Below are 14,837 nucleotides of genomic sequence, written 5' to 3'. Positions count from 1 at the left end.
GCGCGCGCAAAGTCAAGCGCGCGGCGCGTCAGTCGAACATGCCTGCGAGCATGTCCCCGAGCGCATCGATGTCAGCTCGCCCGTTAGCTTCGGAGTCCTCGACGCGAACGGACTGGAATCCCTCGGTCGGATTGTCCGCGCCCGTTGTCGGGGTGGGGGTCGCGACCGCAGCGGAGACCGTGGCAGTTGCGGGTCGATGGGATGGATCGCCCGCCGGCGCGATGAGTGCGCCAGCGGGCAGGATACCGGCCGCAGCCGTACCGCCCGCAGCCAGTTGCGCGAGCAACATGCCTTCGGCAAGCGCGCGCAGCACGGCGGCGCGCTCGCGGGGCGTCGCGCACTGATCCAGCCGCTGATACAGCAGCGGCGAAGCCAGCGGATTGATGGTTACCGCCATCTCGTATGTGCCGCTCATGCCGCGCGCCTCTCGCGTGCAAGGCCGGCCTCGCCGACCAGCAGGAAGCCGCGCGCGTTCGCGATGCACGGCGAGTCGATCAGTTCGATCACCAGGCGCGGGAACGCCCGCCGGATCGCCGTGGCGTAGAGCGCCGCGCCGCCGCCCGACAGGATGATGGAGCGCACGTTGGGCATGCGGCCGACGTTGTTCTGCATTTTCTTCACCACGCCTGAGATGATCGGCTCGGCCTTCTGAACATAGGGCGCGAGATCGATGTTCTTGCCGAAGAAGAAATACGGTTTCTTTTCACGCAGCGCCTTGTCGATGAGTTCAATGCCCTCGACCTGTTCGCCCTCGTCGTCCCCGATCAGGGTCGCGATGCGCTGGTAGACCTGCGAGGCACCGCCTGGCTCGCCGTCGCTTCGCTTGTCGTCCATCGAGATGCCCACGGCATAGAGCCAGTCGGTCGTGAAGTAGCCCACGTCGACGACCAGGTGTTCGTCGTCGCGCCCGAAGCCGCCATTGCGCGAGCTGGTCGCGATCACGAGCGAGCCCATGGGCTGCGGAATCACCACAACCTTGTCAATGAGAATGCGGCCATGGCCGTAGTCGAACTCGCCAGTAAAACGTTCCCTGAGCGCTGCGGCGTACTTCTTCATGTTGTGCACCGGAAGACCGAGCACCAGACGCTCGATGTGAGTCAGGCCCGCGAAATGGATCGCACCGAAGAGCAGGGCCGCGTAGTTGTCAGAGAGCACGTAGTCGTCAGCGAGCGCGCGCCCGGTCTTGCCGTAGGCTGCGGTGAGCGGGACGTCGGGCCCGACCTCGTATTCGATACTGTCGATGGTGACGGTCACAACCTTGCGCACACCGAGCACGCCCTCACTGAAACTGGAAAGTGAGCGGCTCGCGGCCAGCGGCGCGAGCGACGGAAACATACCGGTGGCGACCGTGCCGCTGGCCGCGCGATGCGCGTATTTCGTGTTGCCGTAGCCGACGTCGACGGCGAAGACGGGGGTTTTCATGTCGTGTGTTCCTTCGGACAGGGTCAAACGGGTTGGATCGGGTGCACGGCCAAACGCGGTGGCTTTGGCTGTGCGAGAGAGCGATGACGAGGCAAAGCTGAAGGATGAGACCGGCGCTCGATGAATCTCCATGAAATTGCTGGAGATTCATCGCAGTGCCAGGCAACTCCATGTTTTGCTCCAACATTGCTGTGACCAGTCTATCGAGCGCTGCGAGAAGTCAAGTCAGCGAAAGCGGCCCTGTTCTGGTGAGCTTTTGGTCTGCCGCGCTTGCGTCGGGCGGCTATTCTTGGCAATACCTGCCGCGTCCCTGACGCATCGACCTGAAGTGCAAGGCACTTCGTGCGTCCTCTCTCTGGCCAACCGGCCACCATCCCCCCGCCCGCAAGGGCACGTTTTACCCCACTGTCCGCGCTCCATCGTGAGGCGGCTTTTTTTTCAATCGCGTCAAGTCCACGGTGGTCCACCATGAGGACCACCGGACAGTGCGATATCCATACGATCGGCGGGTGTCCGCCGCGATGATGCGCGATGAGCGAATGTGGACGCGGACAGTTGGACAGTCCGCGACCTGCCTCACGCGCATTACACACGTCCTTTCAGCACACATGCTGGGTGCGTTCAGGAGGCCCGATACACCGCGGCTGACGTGAACGTGCTTGGGGACGGGGGAGATCTTGCGCGCCGGCAACGCCGGTGTTTCGCGACTCCCTGAACGGAAGACAGAACGGTGCGCGCTACCGTAACCAGAACAGCGCAACAGGAATTGCCCGGCAGCTGGCCCGGGCACCCGCAGGCCGCAATGGTCCTGCGCGGTGCCCAGACGCACGAACGCGTCCGGGGTCGGTCGGGTAGCCACAGCAGGCGGCAGCAGCAGTGAACGCGGGACGGTGATGCGCGAAGCGCGACGCCCCGCGCCGCAGCAGGTGGACAGTCGGAACGCATCTCTTCCGTGCGGCTGGCTGATCGGATGGAATCGCTAAAGGACAGGAAGGCAGTACATCCCGCGCCGGGGACAACGGCGAAGCCGCAAGGTGGAGCGGCACGAAATTCGATCTGTGCGAGCAGGTACCGGACGTCGGGCAGGGGCGTCATTCGGCTCGCGCAGGGGAACATGGCCGGGGTTGGGGCCCGGCGGACAACGGAGGTAGCATGGCAGCGATCCTGAATGTACGCGCGGTGGTGCGGGGCCATCGTCTGACGCCGACAGTCGCAGAAGAATTGATCCGCCTTTTCGACAAGCACGTCTCGGCGGTGCACAGCCGCACGCGCATCAGCGGAAAGGCCCTCTCGATCAAGACGCAGGAGCGTCGCACGAGCGCGATCTGCAAGGCGTTCGTGGAGCTGCGCGAGGGTGGGTTCGCGCTGGCGAGCCCGTGGAGCCTGCGCAAGAAGCATGTGGCGTGGCTGGTCGAGAAGTGGGTCTCTGCACAACAGAGCGGCGGCACGATCGAGAACAAGCTGACGTACCTGCGCGCGCTAGCTGGCTGGATCAACAAGCCGGAAATGGTCGGCACGCTCGCACACTATGTGGACCGACGTGAACACGGTCTGGTCCGCTCATATGTGGCGGAAGTGGACAAGTCGTGGGAAGCCAACGGCGTGAACGCGACGCAGAAGATCGCGGAGATCGGTGGGACCTGCCCGCGCGTCGCGGTGCAGCTCAAACTGCAGGCCGCGTTTGGCCTTCGCCTCGAAGAGAGCTTCATGCTCCAGCCGCAGCGGGCGGTGAAGGACGTTGAATTCCTCGCTGTGACGCGCGGAACCAAAGGCGGACGGCCGCGCGAATTGCCACTGGAGACCAAGGTCGCGGTGCTCGAGGAGGCGGCTCGTCTTTCCAATCCGGTCACCGGTTCGACGGTGCCGGAAAACAGGAGGCTCAGGCAGTGGCGCGACTGGTACTACTACGTGATGGAGCGCCACGGGATTACGAAGTCGGGACTCGGCGTGACGAGCCACGGCCTGCGTCACCAGTATCTGCAGGAACTCTATGAGAAGGTAGCCGGGGTGGCGGCGCCGGTGAAGCGGGTGGGCGAGCGTCCCGATCCTGCGCGTCATGCAGAAGCGATGCGGCGGGTGGTCGAGGCGGCGGGGCATAGTCGCGTGACGAAGGCGAATGCGTACCTGTCGACGTTCGCGCGGCAGGAGCGGCTCGCGAAACCTGTGGTGACACCGGAGCAGGCCGTGGTCGCGCTCGCGGCAGCAGGCGGCAATAAGTCTCACGCGGCGACAGCACTCGGGATTTCGCGGCAGGCGCTCTACCGGTTGCTCGCGTCGGCATAGGGTGGCACAGCGCGCCGCCGCGAATGAGTATCAAACAACGAACGATACGAGGCGGCTAATGACGCGGGAGGACGGACAATAGGAACTGTCTCTCGGTTCTGGTGGCCTCTCGAACAAAGCCAGAACAATTCTCGACCGGTCTCGATGGCCGGTCTCTTTTTTGTGCAGCCCACTACCAGCGGTCGCGGTCGGGCAGGGAATCGATCGCCACGGCCAGGCAGTCCTCGAAGAGCAGTTCGCCGTTCTCCGAGGGCGAGTAGATGCGCGGGAACTCCGCGTAGCGTTGACCCTCGATCTGAATCCACTTCACCAGCTGCACGAGCTTGCGATAGCGGGCGGCGTCTTGGAGGACCGGCTCAATGGGCCAGCCGTCGAAGGTCACGATGGTGGCGTCGATGAGGCGGCGGGCGAGCATGGCGAAGACCGGGCCCATTTCATCCCAGTTCCCCTTCGTGCGCGAGAGCAGGTCGAGGACAGCCGGAATATCGGGAACGCCGACCTCACGTTCAACGAGGCGCTGCAGATCGGTTATCTCGGCCTCGGGACGGTTCAGGCGCCGGTTCCACAGCTCGCCGACGCGGTCCATGGCTGCACGTTCGTTGGGCGCGACGGCTTCCCACGGGGTCTGCATGCCGCAGTCGGCGCAATAGATGCAGACCAGATGCTCCGTCTTCGGGGCTTCAGGCGGCCGGGGCAGGGTGTCGCCAATAAGGGGCGGGCCGGCGAGGCGTCCCCATTGCGTATAGTCGTATGTCGGGTCGGGCAGGAACGAGACGAGGCGTTGGGAGCGGCCGACTGTGGGGCGGCCGCCGCAGTGGTCGCAGGGAATGAGCTGCTCGTACATGGCGGTTGGAGTGGATGGGTTACCCGCCATTATCCACTGACCGCAAGGTTTCAAAACTGCAAGGTGAGCGGTGCAGGTGCTCTTACTCGCTGGCTAAACCATGCACGGTCGGAAAGCGAACGCGAGATCAGAGATTTCCCTCGGGGTGGTCGGCCAGGGTAAGCACCTGACGCATCAAGGGCGCTGGCATCCCAAACGCTCTCGCCATCGAACCCACATTCGCCCAGATTCTCTCTTTCAGGCAGGTGGTATAGAACAAAGCGAATTCCGCGATCTCGTGGTTCCCGTGCTTCATGGTTTTGTGATGGGCAATGGACGAGCGTCTGAGATGCGCGAGCCCGAATTCCTTCACCAGTTCGAAACGGGGCGCGTTGGGCGGGGGGGCATCTTCGACCACACTCAATACGGCCCGAACCTTTTCATCGAAGGTCGCGTTCGGCGGCATCAGCGCTGCGCGCTCGAGTAACCGTGACGGACCACTGTGGCCGCAGTAACGCAGGGCGAAATCCACGGTCTCGGCGAGCGAACCGGTAATCCGTGCGCGACCGAAGAAGTCCGCGAGCGCCTGAGGGACCACAGTCAGCCTGCATTTTACGTAGACGCGACTCGCCTGAATCTTCACATCCCGGGCCATTTCGGCACCGCTCGCCCATACGCCGGCCACGAGCATGCTTTCGTAAAACAGCCCGAAATCATATGAAGTGCTGCCCGTCTCGGTCATTCTGGTATGAAGGGCAATCGCCGCTTCTTTGTTAAGACAGGGCGCCGCGGCGGCTTCATGGAACGCTGCCGTATTGGATTCCATCCCTTGCAAAACTGCTCTCCTCACGGATAGTGCTTGATTAAAAAACGTGCTTGCCGTCTCGGGCGCGAGCGTCGGTACCACGCTCGCCGTCTTCCGGAAAGCTGTTGTGCGTGACGCCGCCGAGCAAGCGGCCCGCGTGCTTCTTGCCGACCTTCAGCATGTATGCGTCGTCGCCCGACAGGATCACCGCGTCGGCTCCGTCGCGCAACCGACCAAAGCATGACATCGACCCGGAGGCTTTTGCGCGAGCGTGTTGCTCGGCGCTCGCATGTTGTGCGGGTATCCATTCGCCCCATTGTTTGAACAAGAAGGGCACACCCGCCGCAGCACACTGCGCTTGAAGCGACGATGCCCAGTCAGGATGCATAGGCCTGGCGTTCGGACCGCTCTCTCCGCCGACGATTACCCAGTCGATCGACGCCGATGCGTTGGTCTGGTTGTGTCCGGCGGCCAGCATGTTCCATTGCGCGATGCGATCGAAAGGGAGGGTTACCGGTCCGAGCAGTGGCTCCATCGAGACGAAGCGCACACGCGCTGGCGTAGCAAGCAGCTTTGGCACGTCGCGGTCAGCCTCGATCTGGTCGACTACCGTTGCACCAAGCCATACGTTGCCGCCGGCGATGAGGTCGAAAGCGAGTCCGTCACGCTGCATGTACGCTCGCACGTTCCCGATACGTTTCGTGAGCAGCAGCCAGTCGAGGTTGGGCGTTTTGGCAATCAGCTGGAAGAGGTCGATGCGCCACGCATCCGGCACGGCGTTGTCGAACACGTCCGCAAGGGAAGCGCAGAAGACACGCTGCCGACGTTTGTGTATCGCGAAGAACGCCTCATGCTTCGCGTTCCATCGCCGCGCGTGATCCCACGTCGCCGGTGCGGTACGTCGTCGCGGGGCGCCCGGCCCCCAGTTCGGCGCGACGCCGCGGGAGAACCGGGCGTTGCGCGCCTGAGCGTAGCAGTTGTCGCATCCGCGGCTCACGCTCTGGCAACCTTCCCACGGGTTCAGCGTGTGGTCAGCCCACTCGATCGTTGTGTTTTCCATCTCTAGTTCCTCGCGGTCTGCATGGCCTGGCGGCGCGCGGGCGACGCGCGAGGCGGGATTTCGTTCGGGGCTGGCTGCGAACAGGTTCGGGCAGGCATATACGGTGTGTGTGAAAAGGGAAGATATTTCACGACGTTCAGTCATCTCTTCGAGACTACAGCGCGAGAGCGGAAGTCAAGTGCTCTGGCGTGGGGCGAGTAAGTTCGGCGTGTACGCCGACACAACCGGTCGACTGTTCCGTCGGTGCCGTCCACGTCACCGATGATGGACCTTGATCGGGTATCCTGCCTTGCGCAAAGAGACCGCGATTTGAGCATCATTTCCGGCTGACCGGCCTGGGTATCGGGGTTACGCTGTTGATTCACCCGCGCTTATCGCGCATCGACCGTCCGGCACTGCCGGCATCTTTTTTCCTCACGGGAGCTTCTCCCGTCGGGGGAAGGCTCCTGTTCTTTCCGGAGCCGTCATGAAAAACACCACTCACAGCCCGCGACGTTACGTGTCCGCTTCCTGGGCACGTGTCAGCAAAGCGTCCCGCCGCGGCCTTCCGGAGGACTTCGCGCGTCACTTGCGCGAAGTCGCACGTCCACTGCAGATCGCCTACCAACAACTTATGGCTGCCTTTGACGGTAAGCCGATTGGAGTTGAATGCCGGATGAAGGATCGCCAGTCATGGGCCTTCGTGCTCCCGGACGCGTCGGGCGAAAGGACGTGGCGGATACAGCAGTTCGATATTGATGGATTCGTTGGCCATCTCTGCTTCGACTCCGTAGAGGAGGCGGTCGAAGAGATGCTGCGAATGGGCTACAGCGTGACCGATTGTGGAGCGCTCGATCGCATCGCATCGACTGCCCGGTGGACGCGAGGTGTTCGCCGCTCGGCTGTCATGCAAAGGCATCAGGAAGGCCTCATTACCCATCGCCAGATGATCGAGGAAATGGCGGCGCTGCCTGACTAACCTTCTTTTTATCAACCCGTGCGGGGACGCTCCCCCCGCTGGGAGCGCTCCGCGAACCGGAGCAATCATGTTTGACGAAATCATCCTCAAGATGGAGGCTGCAATCGCGGCGCTCATGGCCCTTATCCGAGCGGGCCATCCGTTATGTGGCACCGTAAGCGGGAAGGACTCGACCTGCGCCACCATTCTCATGCTCGAGGCAGTGCGCCGTATCGGCCTCGCCGGCGAAGCTCAACCGGCTCATTTCATCTCGACCGCCGACACAACGATCGAGAACAGCAGTCTCGCCCGCCATATCCAGACAATGCTCGAAGAGATTGACGACTTTGCCGACAGGCAGGCGCTGACTGTCACGACCCACATCGCCACGCCATCGCTTGCGGCGCAATTCGTGGTATCGACCATCGGTCGCGGCACGCTGGTACGGACGCCGCAAAACGGTGTACGAAACGGCAATCGCACCCGCGCATGCGCGACAGACTGGAAGCTGATCCCGCAGGGGCGTCTGCGAGCGGCGCTCGAACGCGATGCGGCCGCGCGTGGCGATCGCGAGATCGTGACGGTGCTGGGCAACCGCCTCGTCGAGAGTGCTTCGCGCGGTGCGGCGATGCGTGAGCGCGGTGAAAGCGCGACGGCAGCCGTGCGTGACACGCGCGGCGCGCTCGCCGTCTCACCGCTTCGTGAGTGGAGCGCCGACGACGTGTGGACGATGCTGACGCTGTTTTCTGAGGAAGAGAAGCGGCCTTTCCCGTGTCCGTTCTCGCAACAGACCATCGAGCGCCTGTCCGATCTTTACCGTGCGGCCAACGATGGAATGTGCGGGGTGGTACTCGGCGAGGACGGCCAGCGTGCGGCCTGCGGGTCCAGGTTCGGCTGCGTCTTCTGTTGCGTCGCTGGTGAGCGCGACCGGTCGCTCGAATCGATGGTGCGTGAGCCTGAGCATGAATATATGTCGGGTCTTAACGACTTCCGGAACTACCTGCTTGCAACGCAATGGGATCTCGGCAGGCGTGAGCTGGTCGGCCGGTCATTGAGCGAGAGCGGCTACATCCGGGTTCAGCCCGACGTTCTCTCGTTTCAGGAGAGGATGAGCCTTCTGAGGTATCTGCTCACCCTGGATGCGCTCGAAGTGGAACGTGCCGGGCAACACGATGCGGACCTGGCGAGTGGCCGCATCCCCGACACACCGGCAAATCGCGATCTGTGTGAAGTGCAGTTTGAAATGATTACGCCGGCGCAACTGGTGGCGATCGACTTCATGCTGTCGATGCATCACTACGCGCCGCACGCGTTTCCGGCCGTATCAGCGTGGTACGAAGTGCATCGCCTCGGGCGCCGCTACCGTGTTCCACAGGTCGAAGCGTTTCCGAAAGTACCCATCCCGCTGCACGGCTGGTACCGGGTTGGCCGCTTCGATGCTGAGGCACCGACCGATGGGCTTCGCGACTACGTGGCTGAGCAATGGAACCCGTATCGGTACCCGGAGCGGGTTTCGGCGTATGCCCAGACGACCGGTGGAGAGCGCACTGTCTACTTCGAGGAGACGGACCACCTCGATGTCGACGCTTCAAGGGCATGCGAGTTCGTAACCTGCTCTTTCGACCACGCGTGGTTTGCCCGCGTTCAGGGCCATGCAGCGATCGAATCGGCGCGTTTCTGGCTCAACGAAACGATTCTCACACTGCCTGCCGGCGCGTCGCAGCGCTATCAGGAGATGGCAAGGCGCGGCCAGTACTTCGCGCGAGCGTCTGAACCTGACGCCCCCTGAACTCGACCGCCACCTGGTCGAGAACGCGATCAGCGATGCACAGATGCGCGGCATCGAAGGCAACCAGATGCATCTCTTCCCGTTGGCCGCGTAAGCGGTCGTTCCTTTCACCCATGCGGGGCGGCCCGCATGGGCTGCTCCGCGCTTGCGATGGAGCACTTGTATGCCGACTGAAACAAAGCGCAACCGCATGCCGATGTGGCAACTGAATGCGCACGTCGATGACGGTCTTCTAATACGTGGGGGGATCCCCCACAGTGGCGGAAAACTGGCATTTCATGCCTTTGAAAGAGGCTTCGCGGGGATGGTGTCCGCGTCGGCTTTCTGGAACCCGAAGACGGGATGCTTTCGCATTCCTCAAGCTACCGACCTGACGGAGATCGACTTCGCGCTGGACAGTGCGGGGTTTACCGCGATGAAGCTGTTCCAGTCGAAGGGCAGACAGCCGGGGATTGCAGGCGTTTATCCCTGGACGATGGAGCAGTTCGTCGAACTGGCCTCGTTCTCCGGGGCGGCATGGGTCTCACAGCCCGATCTGTGCTGCGAGCCCGAGCTAGCGGTGGACCAGCAGGCGATCGACTACAGGGTGAATGCGACGGCAACGCTGCTCGAGGGCATGCTGCGAGTCGTGTATGCATGGCAGGACGAGCTCGCCCGAACCTCGAGTGCGAATGCGGTGCAGAACATGGTCCGCATTCCCGTACCCGTGGCGCAGGGCTGGGCGGTGGACGATTACCGTCGAAGTATCGACCTGATGATGCAGGTGTGGGAGCGTTGGATGCCGTGGATCGCTCCGCCGGCGTTGATCGGTCTGGGCTCCGTCTGTCGGCGACACCTGACAGATCAACGTCACGGCCTGTTCGCAATTCTCGAAGGCCTCGAGGGGCATCTCCCGCCTGGCGCGAAAATTCACTGCTTCGGCGTGAAGGGGCAGGCGCTGAAACGCCTCAAAATGTACGAGTGGGTGGCCAGCGTCGACTCGATGGCCGCCGATTTCGCTGCGCGAGTGAAAGCGCGTCAGGCCGGAGTGTCGAATACGGTCGCGCACCGTGCGGCCGAAGTGGATCGGTGGATGGCCGCTGCGTCGAGCCGGGTGCAACCGGCGCGCGGAGACCAGTTTCGCCTCACCTTCAAACCTTGAAACCAGCCCACGCGTTCTTCGGAACCGTGGGCTTTTTTTTGGCCGGCTCTGGGAACCTTCAGTCGGCGCGTTTGACACCGACTTGTCCGCGCCGACTCGGGGCGGGCAGGCGCACGTCGGCAAGCTGTTCGCTATCGGTATTCCATTCAACGGCCGGGATACGGTTTGCTTCGCGCAGCGCCTGCTTTTCCAGCTTGCGTCGTTCGTAGCTCGCGAGTCCGTTCATGCCGTAGACCTCAATGTGCGTCGTGGGCCTGGTGTCCAGCAGGTAGAAGTCCGGCAGCATCACGTCGCCTTCCGCCATACTCATGGGCTTTCCAAAGATGCGGCGCTCAGCGACAAGCCGGTTGGCCATCGCGACTTCGTGCATCGAATCGCATGGCAGAAAAGCAGAGGAGCACAGCATCGCGGCAAGGTGTCGACCGCGCGCAGATGTCCTTTCGGTGTGCGCTCAACGAGAAGGAGCGCCACGACACGGGCGTTCGCCTCGCCGATCGCGCGCCAGGCGTGTCCATACTTTTTCGCGGCCTCCTCGATGAGCGCCGTGGTCGTGAAGTAGCGTTGACTGCGCTGGCGAAGCGAGATCGATTTGCCGTACGGCGTGTCCGCCACTTCTCCGATCTCGCCGACGATCAGCGCGCGCCGCGACACAGCGCCGTCGTCGGTGATCCGGCCGACGAACGCCTCGAACTCGGAATTGATCGCATCGCGCTCCGTTTCTTCGTAACGGCGCATCACGTGCAACACATCCTGAGCGGCCACGCCGTTGATACGCGTGTCTTCGCCGAGCCCTCGGAGCAGCATGGCTTGCACCGCGCTCCATCCGCGGCTCTGGGGCGAGCCGTCCCAGGCGTTCAGCCGCCCGTTGGCCCATAGCGCCTGCAGAAACGCAAGCAGCGGGGCCGCGCGCCGGGAAGTGCCCGGCGAGCCTGCGGTGGCACGCGGGCGAGAGCGGCGGGATGCCGCCTCGCGTTGAATGAGTGACGCGTCCAGGCGCACGTTGAGCCCGTTGGGGCCTTCGAGAATCGCCGCGCGGCTGTCGGAGCTCCGGCCGCTGCCGTCGCCCGGCGTCTTTCGGAATTCGCACCCTTCGGCATGCATAGGACCGTCATCGGGCCAACCGGCGAGGAAATATAGAGAGCCGTACCTGCGAATCACCAGCTTACGCGGCTCGTCGGTTCGGCACAGGCAGCGCGCATATCCGGTGGTGACTCTCGTGCGTTCGAGGCGTTGCGCGAAGCGGGTTGGATACTCCTCCAGGTCGGACAGGGCAAACCTGCTGCCATCGAAGGATACGTTGGTCATGGACGTATCTCCTTGGTCACGTTGGGGTCGTGGCGGAACAGCTGCTGCGGTTCAGGCCAGAACCTGAACGTCACCTGCGCGGCCACGCCAGAACCTGCCGTCTTCGGTGTCGAGAACGGTCACCATGCCGCGATCCAGCTCGTGTTCGATGACGACGCCGGATCGGATTCCGGCGGGGAGTGTGGGGTAGAGAACACGTCGCAGGCGGAGCGACGAGGTGCCGTCATGTTGTGCGGCCGCGAAGTCCATGGCCACATGATGAGGCAGCCACCGCGGAGTCAACGGGCGAAAGAGGCGGGATTTGGCGGTCTTTCCGCGAGGCTTTGGAAAGACCGAAAAGCTCCACAAAAAGTGCAGCTTTTCGGGAAAAGCCGTGCAGGCGCCTGCACGAAGGGAGTGAAGCGGGCGCGGTGAGCGTCACGCAGCCCGCGCGCGGCGCAGCGACACGTCGCCCGCCGCCGGGGTGCCGACGATCAGACACACACGGCGGTGGAGGTCGGCACGAAAGGCACCCGATACCGAAACCGGAGCGCCAAAGGTCAAGCGCGCGCACATTACCAGCATGAAGAGCATCGCATAGATGCAGGCGACGGCGGCTGCGACCGCGTGCAGTTCCGCCGCGAGCGCGTCGACGGGAACGGAATGCGCGCTGCTCGCGGCGATGAACGCCAGGATCGCGTGCGCGAAAGCATCCGGACACACGAGACATTGCCATGCGAGCCAGATCCCCAGCAGAGCGGCGGTGATGGTTAGCGCGAGGACAGCGTGACGCCAGATCGCAGCGATGGCGGTCGAAAACTGCGTCACGTAATTACGTGCGTCATTGGCGACGACGAGCTTCATATTGGCGAAGACCGGCTCCGGGACCTCGCCGACCTCGACGCCGTTCACCGAGATTTTTACTACGGCCAGGTCGTCGGCGTCGGCGAGTTCCTTGCGAAGCTGGCCGATCCGTACCCGTCGGATGGCTTCGAGTGCAAGTGCGGCGGCGACTGATACGGCCGCGATCCTGCCGACGTTTGGCTCCCGCGCTCCCGCAGCAACGAACAACCAGAAGACGGCGAAGGAGAGTGCAGAGAGGGCGGCAACGAACGTAAGCGAGCCCGCCCACGCCCGGGGTTTTGCAAGATCCAGCATCAGTATCTCCGTTGAGCGTGGGCACGATTGCCCGCGCGCGTCAATTGTCGGCCGCGCGAGGTGACGGTATTGGCCCAAAAGCCCGCGGATTCGGGCTTCATAGGGGGCGGCCGACTTGTTCCGCACGACGTTCTCCACAGTGTTGCCAACAGAATCTGTGGATAACGCGTCGAGGACATCAGGCGAAAGCTGGTGCAGTTTTGCGTGCTTTGCGGACGTCGGCCCGCGTGGTTCGCGCTTACCATGGCGTCATCACCTGCGTCATCGACGCATCGACCTGTACCGGCTTTGCCGGCTTTCCTTTCTATCCCTGTGGGGCATCGCGCCCGCAGGGGCCATGCCCTTCTTACATTTGGAGTGGGCATGAGCAAGAAGAGCGCACAGCGCAAGCATGATCTGACGGCGGACGCACACCAGCGCAATCTCGTCGCCCTGTTCAATGAATTCTCGTACGGCCACCACATCAATACGGTGTTCCGCGATTTTGTTGAACTGGCGGCGCTCGCGATCAGCAACAGCGTGGATCGCGCACAGTGCGACACGCGCGAGAAGCGCTATCTGGAGATCGTCGGGAAATACAAGCCTGAAGAGGTCGCGCGCTTCCCGAGGATGCTGGGCGAGCTCACTTTGTCCTTCGAAAAGCGCGTTGAGGTGATGGTCGCGGCACGCTCTGTTGGTGCACGCGGCGGCGGATTGACCGACGTGCTCGGCGAGACATACATGATGCTCGACCTGGGCAACGACCGCAGCGGGCAGTTTTTCACGCCGTACCATGTCTCGCATCTTATGGCCTCGATGCTGGTTGGAGCTACGATCGACTCGGCGCGCTCACGCGGCTTCGAACGTGTTCACGAACCCGCGTGCGGGGCCGGGGGCATGGTCATCGCTACGGCAGAGGCGTTCCACGACGCGGGCCTCAACTACCAGCAGGCGATGCACGCAACGTGTATCGACATCGACCCCTGCTGCGTTCATATGGCCTATCTGCAACTCTCGTTGCTGCACATTCCGGCCATCGTCGTACATGGCAACGCGCTTTCGATGGAGATGTGGGGGCACTGGTTCACGCCGGCGCACGTGCTCGGCGGCTGGAGCCATCGTCTGCGTGCCCGCCGCTCGGAGGATGCCATGCGCGAATTGCTCGGTAGCGAACCCGAACCGGCATCTGACGATGCCGTACCGGTTTTCGCCGCGGTTGCTGCGCCATGCGAGTCGCCCGCGCATCTACCGGCTCTGCCTCTCGTGGTCGAAGACGGTGATGTCGCGGTGCTCGACCAACCCGAGGTGGACACGGCTGGCCTTGCGGACCTGTTCGATGAAGCGGTGACGGGTCAGCCGCGTGCACAACCGTTCCTTGAACTGATCGACCAGATGACCTTGTTCTGAACGACGGCCCGGATACCACTCCGGGCCCTTTTTTTAACAGCCAGCCGGTATCGGAGATCTTTCCGCGGCCTCGAAGCGCCATTGCGCGGTATCGTCTCCTCTACCATCCGCGCTTCAAGCGCATCGACCGGCCCTATATCTGGGCCCATTTCTTTCCTCTTCACCCTTCGGGAGCCCAACTCCCGACAGGGGCGGTGCTCCCTCATTCCTTTGGGAGTCACCTCATGTTTTCGAATGAATCTCTGACGTGTGGCGGGGCCAGCCAGCAAACGGTCGATGAGCCACAGCCGCAGTTCACCAGCGCGAAACTGCCTATCGATCGCGAGAGCATCCGCTCCCGGCGGCTGCTCGACATGATCGAGCAGGTCGAAGCCCTCAACGCACCGGGCAACCGGACAGTCTTCGAGATGCTGCTCGACGCCGGCGCGGATTCGGATCGCCTGCAATATCGCGATCCGAAGGATGACGGCCATGCGGTGTTCTCTGCAGCGCTGCAATTCCGCGTCGCTACAGCGAAGCTCAAGGGATTTGTTGTGCTCGAGGACGATCCGGAAAATCGCTGCTATTGCCTGCTCGTGCAACGGGAAGGCTCTATCGGCTTCGAAGTCGTCCCGAGGCGAGTCACTGTCAAGACGCTCGCGGCAGATCTGCACAAGCTCATCGATGACGGCGAGCGTCGTTGGAGTGACATCGCGTTCAATGTCACGCCGGTGATCATCGCGGAAACCGAATAGCGTCCTTCCGCGGTC

General features: G+C 63.0%; 15 protein-coding genes. 6 read left to right on the top strand and 9 right to left on the bottom strand.

All coding sequences use genetic code 11. The features are described from left to right. Positions 1–28: 28 nt before the first annotated feature. Together BMI01S_RS20305 and BMI01S_RS20300 are read right to left on the bottom strand one after the other, a co-directional pair. A complete protein-coding gene (locus BMI01S_RS20305; RefSeq protein WP_036045527.1) occupies positions 29–415 on the bottom strand; it encodes a hypothetical protein in 387 nt (128 codons plus the stop codon). Continuing rightward, positions 412–1,422, bottom strand: a complete 1,011-nt coding sequence (locus BMI01S_RS20300; protein WP_028231594.1) for a PRTRC system protein D — start codon at positions 1,420–1,422, stop codon at positions 412–414. Before BMI01S_RS20300 ends, BMI01S_RS20305 begins: the two co-directional genes overlap by 4 nt. A 1,152-nt stretch (positions 1,423–2,574) precedes the next feature. Here BMI01S_RS20300 and BMI01S_RS20295 point away from each other — a divergent pair. Continuing rightward, positions 2,575–3,705 (top strand): integrase domain-containing protein, encoded by a 1,131-nt coding sequence (locus BMI01S_RS20295; RefSeq protein WP_028231595.1) that lies wholly within the window; start codon positions 2,575–2,577, stop codon positions 3,703–3,705. A 172-nt stretch (positions 3,706–3,877) separates the two neighbouring features. Here BMI01S_RS20295 and BMI01S_RS20290 read toward each other — a convergent pair whose 3' ends face one another. The 3 genes from BMI01S_RS20290 to BMI01S_RS20280 all read right to left on the bottom strand — a co-directional run bounded on the left by BMI01S_RS20290 (position 3,878) and on the right by BMI01S_RS20280 (position 6,393). Further along, positions 3,878–4,549 (bottom strand): Lar family restriction alleviation protein, encoded by a 672-nt coding sequence (locus BMI01S_RS20290; protein ID WP_028231596.1) that lies wholly within the window; start codon positions 4,547–4,549, stop codon positions 3,878–3,880. A gap of 127 nt (positions 4,550–4,676) precedes the next feature. Next, a complete protein-coding gene (locus tag BMI01S_RS20285) occupies positions 4,677–5,354 on the bottom strand; it encodes a hypothetical protein (RefSeq protein WP_028231597.1) in 678 nt (225 codons plus the stop codon). A 37-nt stretch (positions 5,355–5,391) separates the two neighbouring features. Beyond that, entirely contained in the window at positions 5,392–6,393 is a 1,002-nt protein-coding gene (locus BMI01S_RS20280; RefSeq protein ID WP_042290310.1) for a phage Gp37/Gp68 family protein, read from the bottom strand. A gap of 466 nt (positions 6,394–6,859) precedes the next feature. On the opposite strand from BMI01S_RS20280, the gene BMI01S_RS20275 reads away from it, so the two are divergent. From BMI01S_RS20275 to BMI01S_RS20265, 3 genes are all read left to right on the top strand, one after another. After that, the gene (locus BMI01S_RS20275; protein WP_028231598.1) at positions 6,860–7,351 is read left to right on the top strand and encodes a hypothetical protein; all 492 of its coding nucleotides are present in this window, start codon (positions 6,860–6,862) and stop codon (positions 7,349–7,351) included. A gap of 67 nt (positions 7,352–7,418) precedes the next feature. Beyond that, complete coding sequence (locus tag BMI01S_RS20270) at positions 7,419–9,119, top strand: adenine nucleotide alpha hydrolase family protein (protein ID WP_244145379.1); 1,701 nt, start codon at positions 7,419–7,421, stop codon at positions 9,117–9,119. Positions 9,120–9,282: 163 nt separating this feature from the next. Then, positions 9,283–10,260 carry a deazapurine DNA modification protein DpdA family protein gene (locus BMI01S_RS20265; RefSeq protein WP_244145380.1) on the top strand — a complete coding sequence of 326 codons (978 nt, stop codon included), beginning with the start codon at positions 9,283–9,285 and terminating at the stop codon, positions 10,258–10,260. A 58-nt stretch (positions 10,261–10,318) separates the two neighbouring features. On the opposite strand, the gene BMI01S_RS43080 is transcribed toward BMI01S_RS20265, so the two are convergent. The 4 genes from BMI01S_RS43080 to BMI01S_RS20250 form a co-directional block, all read right to left on the bottom strand. After that, a complete protein-coding gene (locus BMI01S_RS43080) occupies positions 10,319–10,570 on the bottom strand; it encodes a hypothetical protein (protein ID WP_407669046.1) in 252 nt (83 codons plus the stop codon). Then, the gene (locus BMI01S_RS20260; protein ID WP_255217815.1) at positions 10,567–11,565 is read right to left on the bottom strand and encodes a DUF1173 family protein; all 999 of its coding nucleotides are present in this window, start codon (positions 11,563–11,565) and stop codon (positions 10,567–10,569) included. The genes BMI01S_RS43080 and BMI01S_RS20260 overlap by 4 nt, the downstream gene beginning before the upstream one ends. Before the next feature lie 51 nt (positions 11,566–11,616). After that, complete coding sequence (locus BMI01S_RS20255; protein WP_028231600.1) at positions 11,617–11,814, bottom strand: hypothetical protein; 198 nt, start codon at positions 11,812–11,814, stop codon at positions 11,617–11,619. A 168-nt stretch (positions 11,815–11,982) separates the two neighbouring features. After that, entirely contained in the window at positions 11,983–12,702 is a 720-nt protein-coding gene (locus BMI01S_RS20250; protein ID WP_028231601.1) for a hypothetical protein, read from the bottom strand. Between the two features lie 363 nt (positions 12,703–13,065). Here BMI01S_RS20250 and BMI01S_RS20245 point away from each other — a divergent pair, with 363 nt between their 5' ends. Continuing rightward, positions 13,066–14,088: an N-6 DNA methylase gene (locus BMI01S_RS20245; RefSeq protein WP_028231602.1), complete on the top strand. Its 1,023-nt coding sequence runs from the start codon at positions 13,066–13,068 to the stop codon at positions 14,086–14,088. 353 nt (positions 14,089–14,441) lie between these two features. Then, entirely contained in the window at positions 14,442–14,822 is a 381-nt protein-coding gene (locus tag BMI01S_RS20240; protein ID WP_244145381.1) for a hypothetical protein, read from the top strand. Positions 14,823–14,837: the final 15 nt, after the last annotated feature.

The sequence above is a fragment of the Paraburkholderia mimosarum LMG 23256 = NBRC 106338 genome (assembly GCF_000739815.1).
Classification (GTDB): domain Bacteria; phylum Pseudomonadota; class Gammaproteobacteria; order Burkholderiales; family Burkholderiaceae; genus Paraburkholderia; species Paraburkholderia mimosarum.
The sequence above is the reverse complement of the archived record's forward strand: the minus strand, read 5'-3'. Positions and strand labels throughout refer to the sequence as shown.

What these genes read in the sequence shown, in the direction of transcription:
- BMI01S_RS20305 (WP_036045527.1), bottom strand. Translation starts at nt 415, where the DNA reads ATGAGCGGCACATACGAGATGGCGGTAACCATCAATCCGCTGGCTTCG.
- BMI01S_RS20300 (WP_028231594.1), bottom strand. Translation starts at nt 1,422, where the DNA reads ATGAAAACCCCCGTCTTCGCCGTCGACGTCGGCTACGGCAACACGAAA.
- BMI01S_RS20295 (WP_028231595.1), top strand. Translation starts at nt 2,575, where the DNA reads ATGGCAGCGATCCTGAATGTACGCGCGGTGGTGCGGGGCCATCGTCTG.
- BMI01S_RS20290 (WP_028231596.1), bottom strand. Translation starts at nt 4,549, where the DNA reads ATGTACGAGCAGCTCATTCCCTGCGACCACTGCGGCGGCCGCCCCACA.
- BMI01S_RS20285 (WP_028231597.1), bottom strand. Translation starts at nt 5,354, where the DNA reads ATGGAATCCAATACGGCAGCGTTCCATGAAGCCGCCGCGGCGCCCTGT.
- BMI01S_RS20280 (WP_042290310.1), bottom strand. Translation starts at nt 6,393, where the DNA reads ATGGAAAACACAACGATCGAGTGGGCTGACCACACGCTGAACCCGTGG.
- BMI01S_RS20275 (WP_028231598.1), top strand. Translation starts at nt 6,860, where the DNA reads ATGAAAAACACCACTCACAGCCCGCGACGTTACGTGTCCGCTTCCTGG.
- BMI01S_RS20270 (WP_244145379.1), top strand. Translation starts at nt 7,419, where the DNA reads ATGTTTGACGAAATCATCCTCAAGATGGAGGCTGCAATCGCGGCGCTC.
- BMI01S_RS20265 (WP_244145380.1), top strand. Translation starts at nt 9,283, where the DNA reads ATGCCGACTGAAACAAAGCGCAACCGCATGCCGATGTGGCAACTGAAT.
- BMI01S_RS43080 (WP_407669046.1), bottom strand. Translation starts at nt 10,570, where the DNA reads ATGAGTATGGCGGAAGGCGACGTGATGCTGCCGGACTTCTACCTGCTG.
- BMI01S_RS20260 (WP_255217815.1), bottom strand. Translation starts at nt 11,565, where the DNA reads ATGACCAACGTATCCTTCGATGGCAGCAGGTTTGCCCTGTCCGACCTG.
- BMI01S_RS20255 (WP_028231600.1), bottom strand. Translation starts at nt 11,814, where the DNA reads ATGGACTTCGCGGCCGCACAACATGACGGCACCTCGTCGCTCCGCCTG.
- BMI01S_RS20250 (WP_028231601.1), bottom strand. Translation starts at nt 12,702, where the DNA reads ATGCTGGATCTTGCAAAACCCCGGGCGTGGGCGGGCTCGCTTACGTTC.
- BMI01S_RS20245 (WP_028231602.1), top strand. Translation starts at nt 13,066, where the DNA reads ATGAGCAAGAAGAGCGCACAGCGCAAGCATGATCTGACGGCGGACGCA.
- BMI01S_RS20240 (WP_244145381.1), top strand. Translation starts at nt 14,442, where the DNA reads ATGATCGAGCAGGTCGAAGCCCTCAACGCACCGGGCAACCGGACAGTC.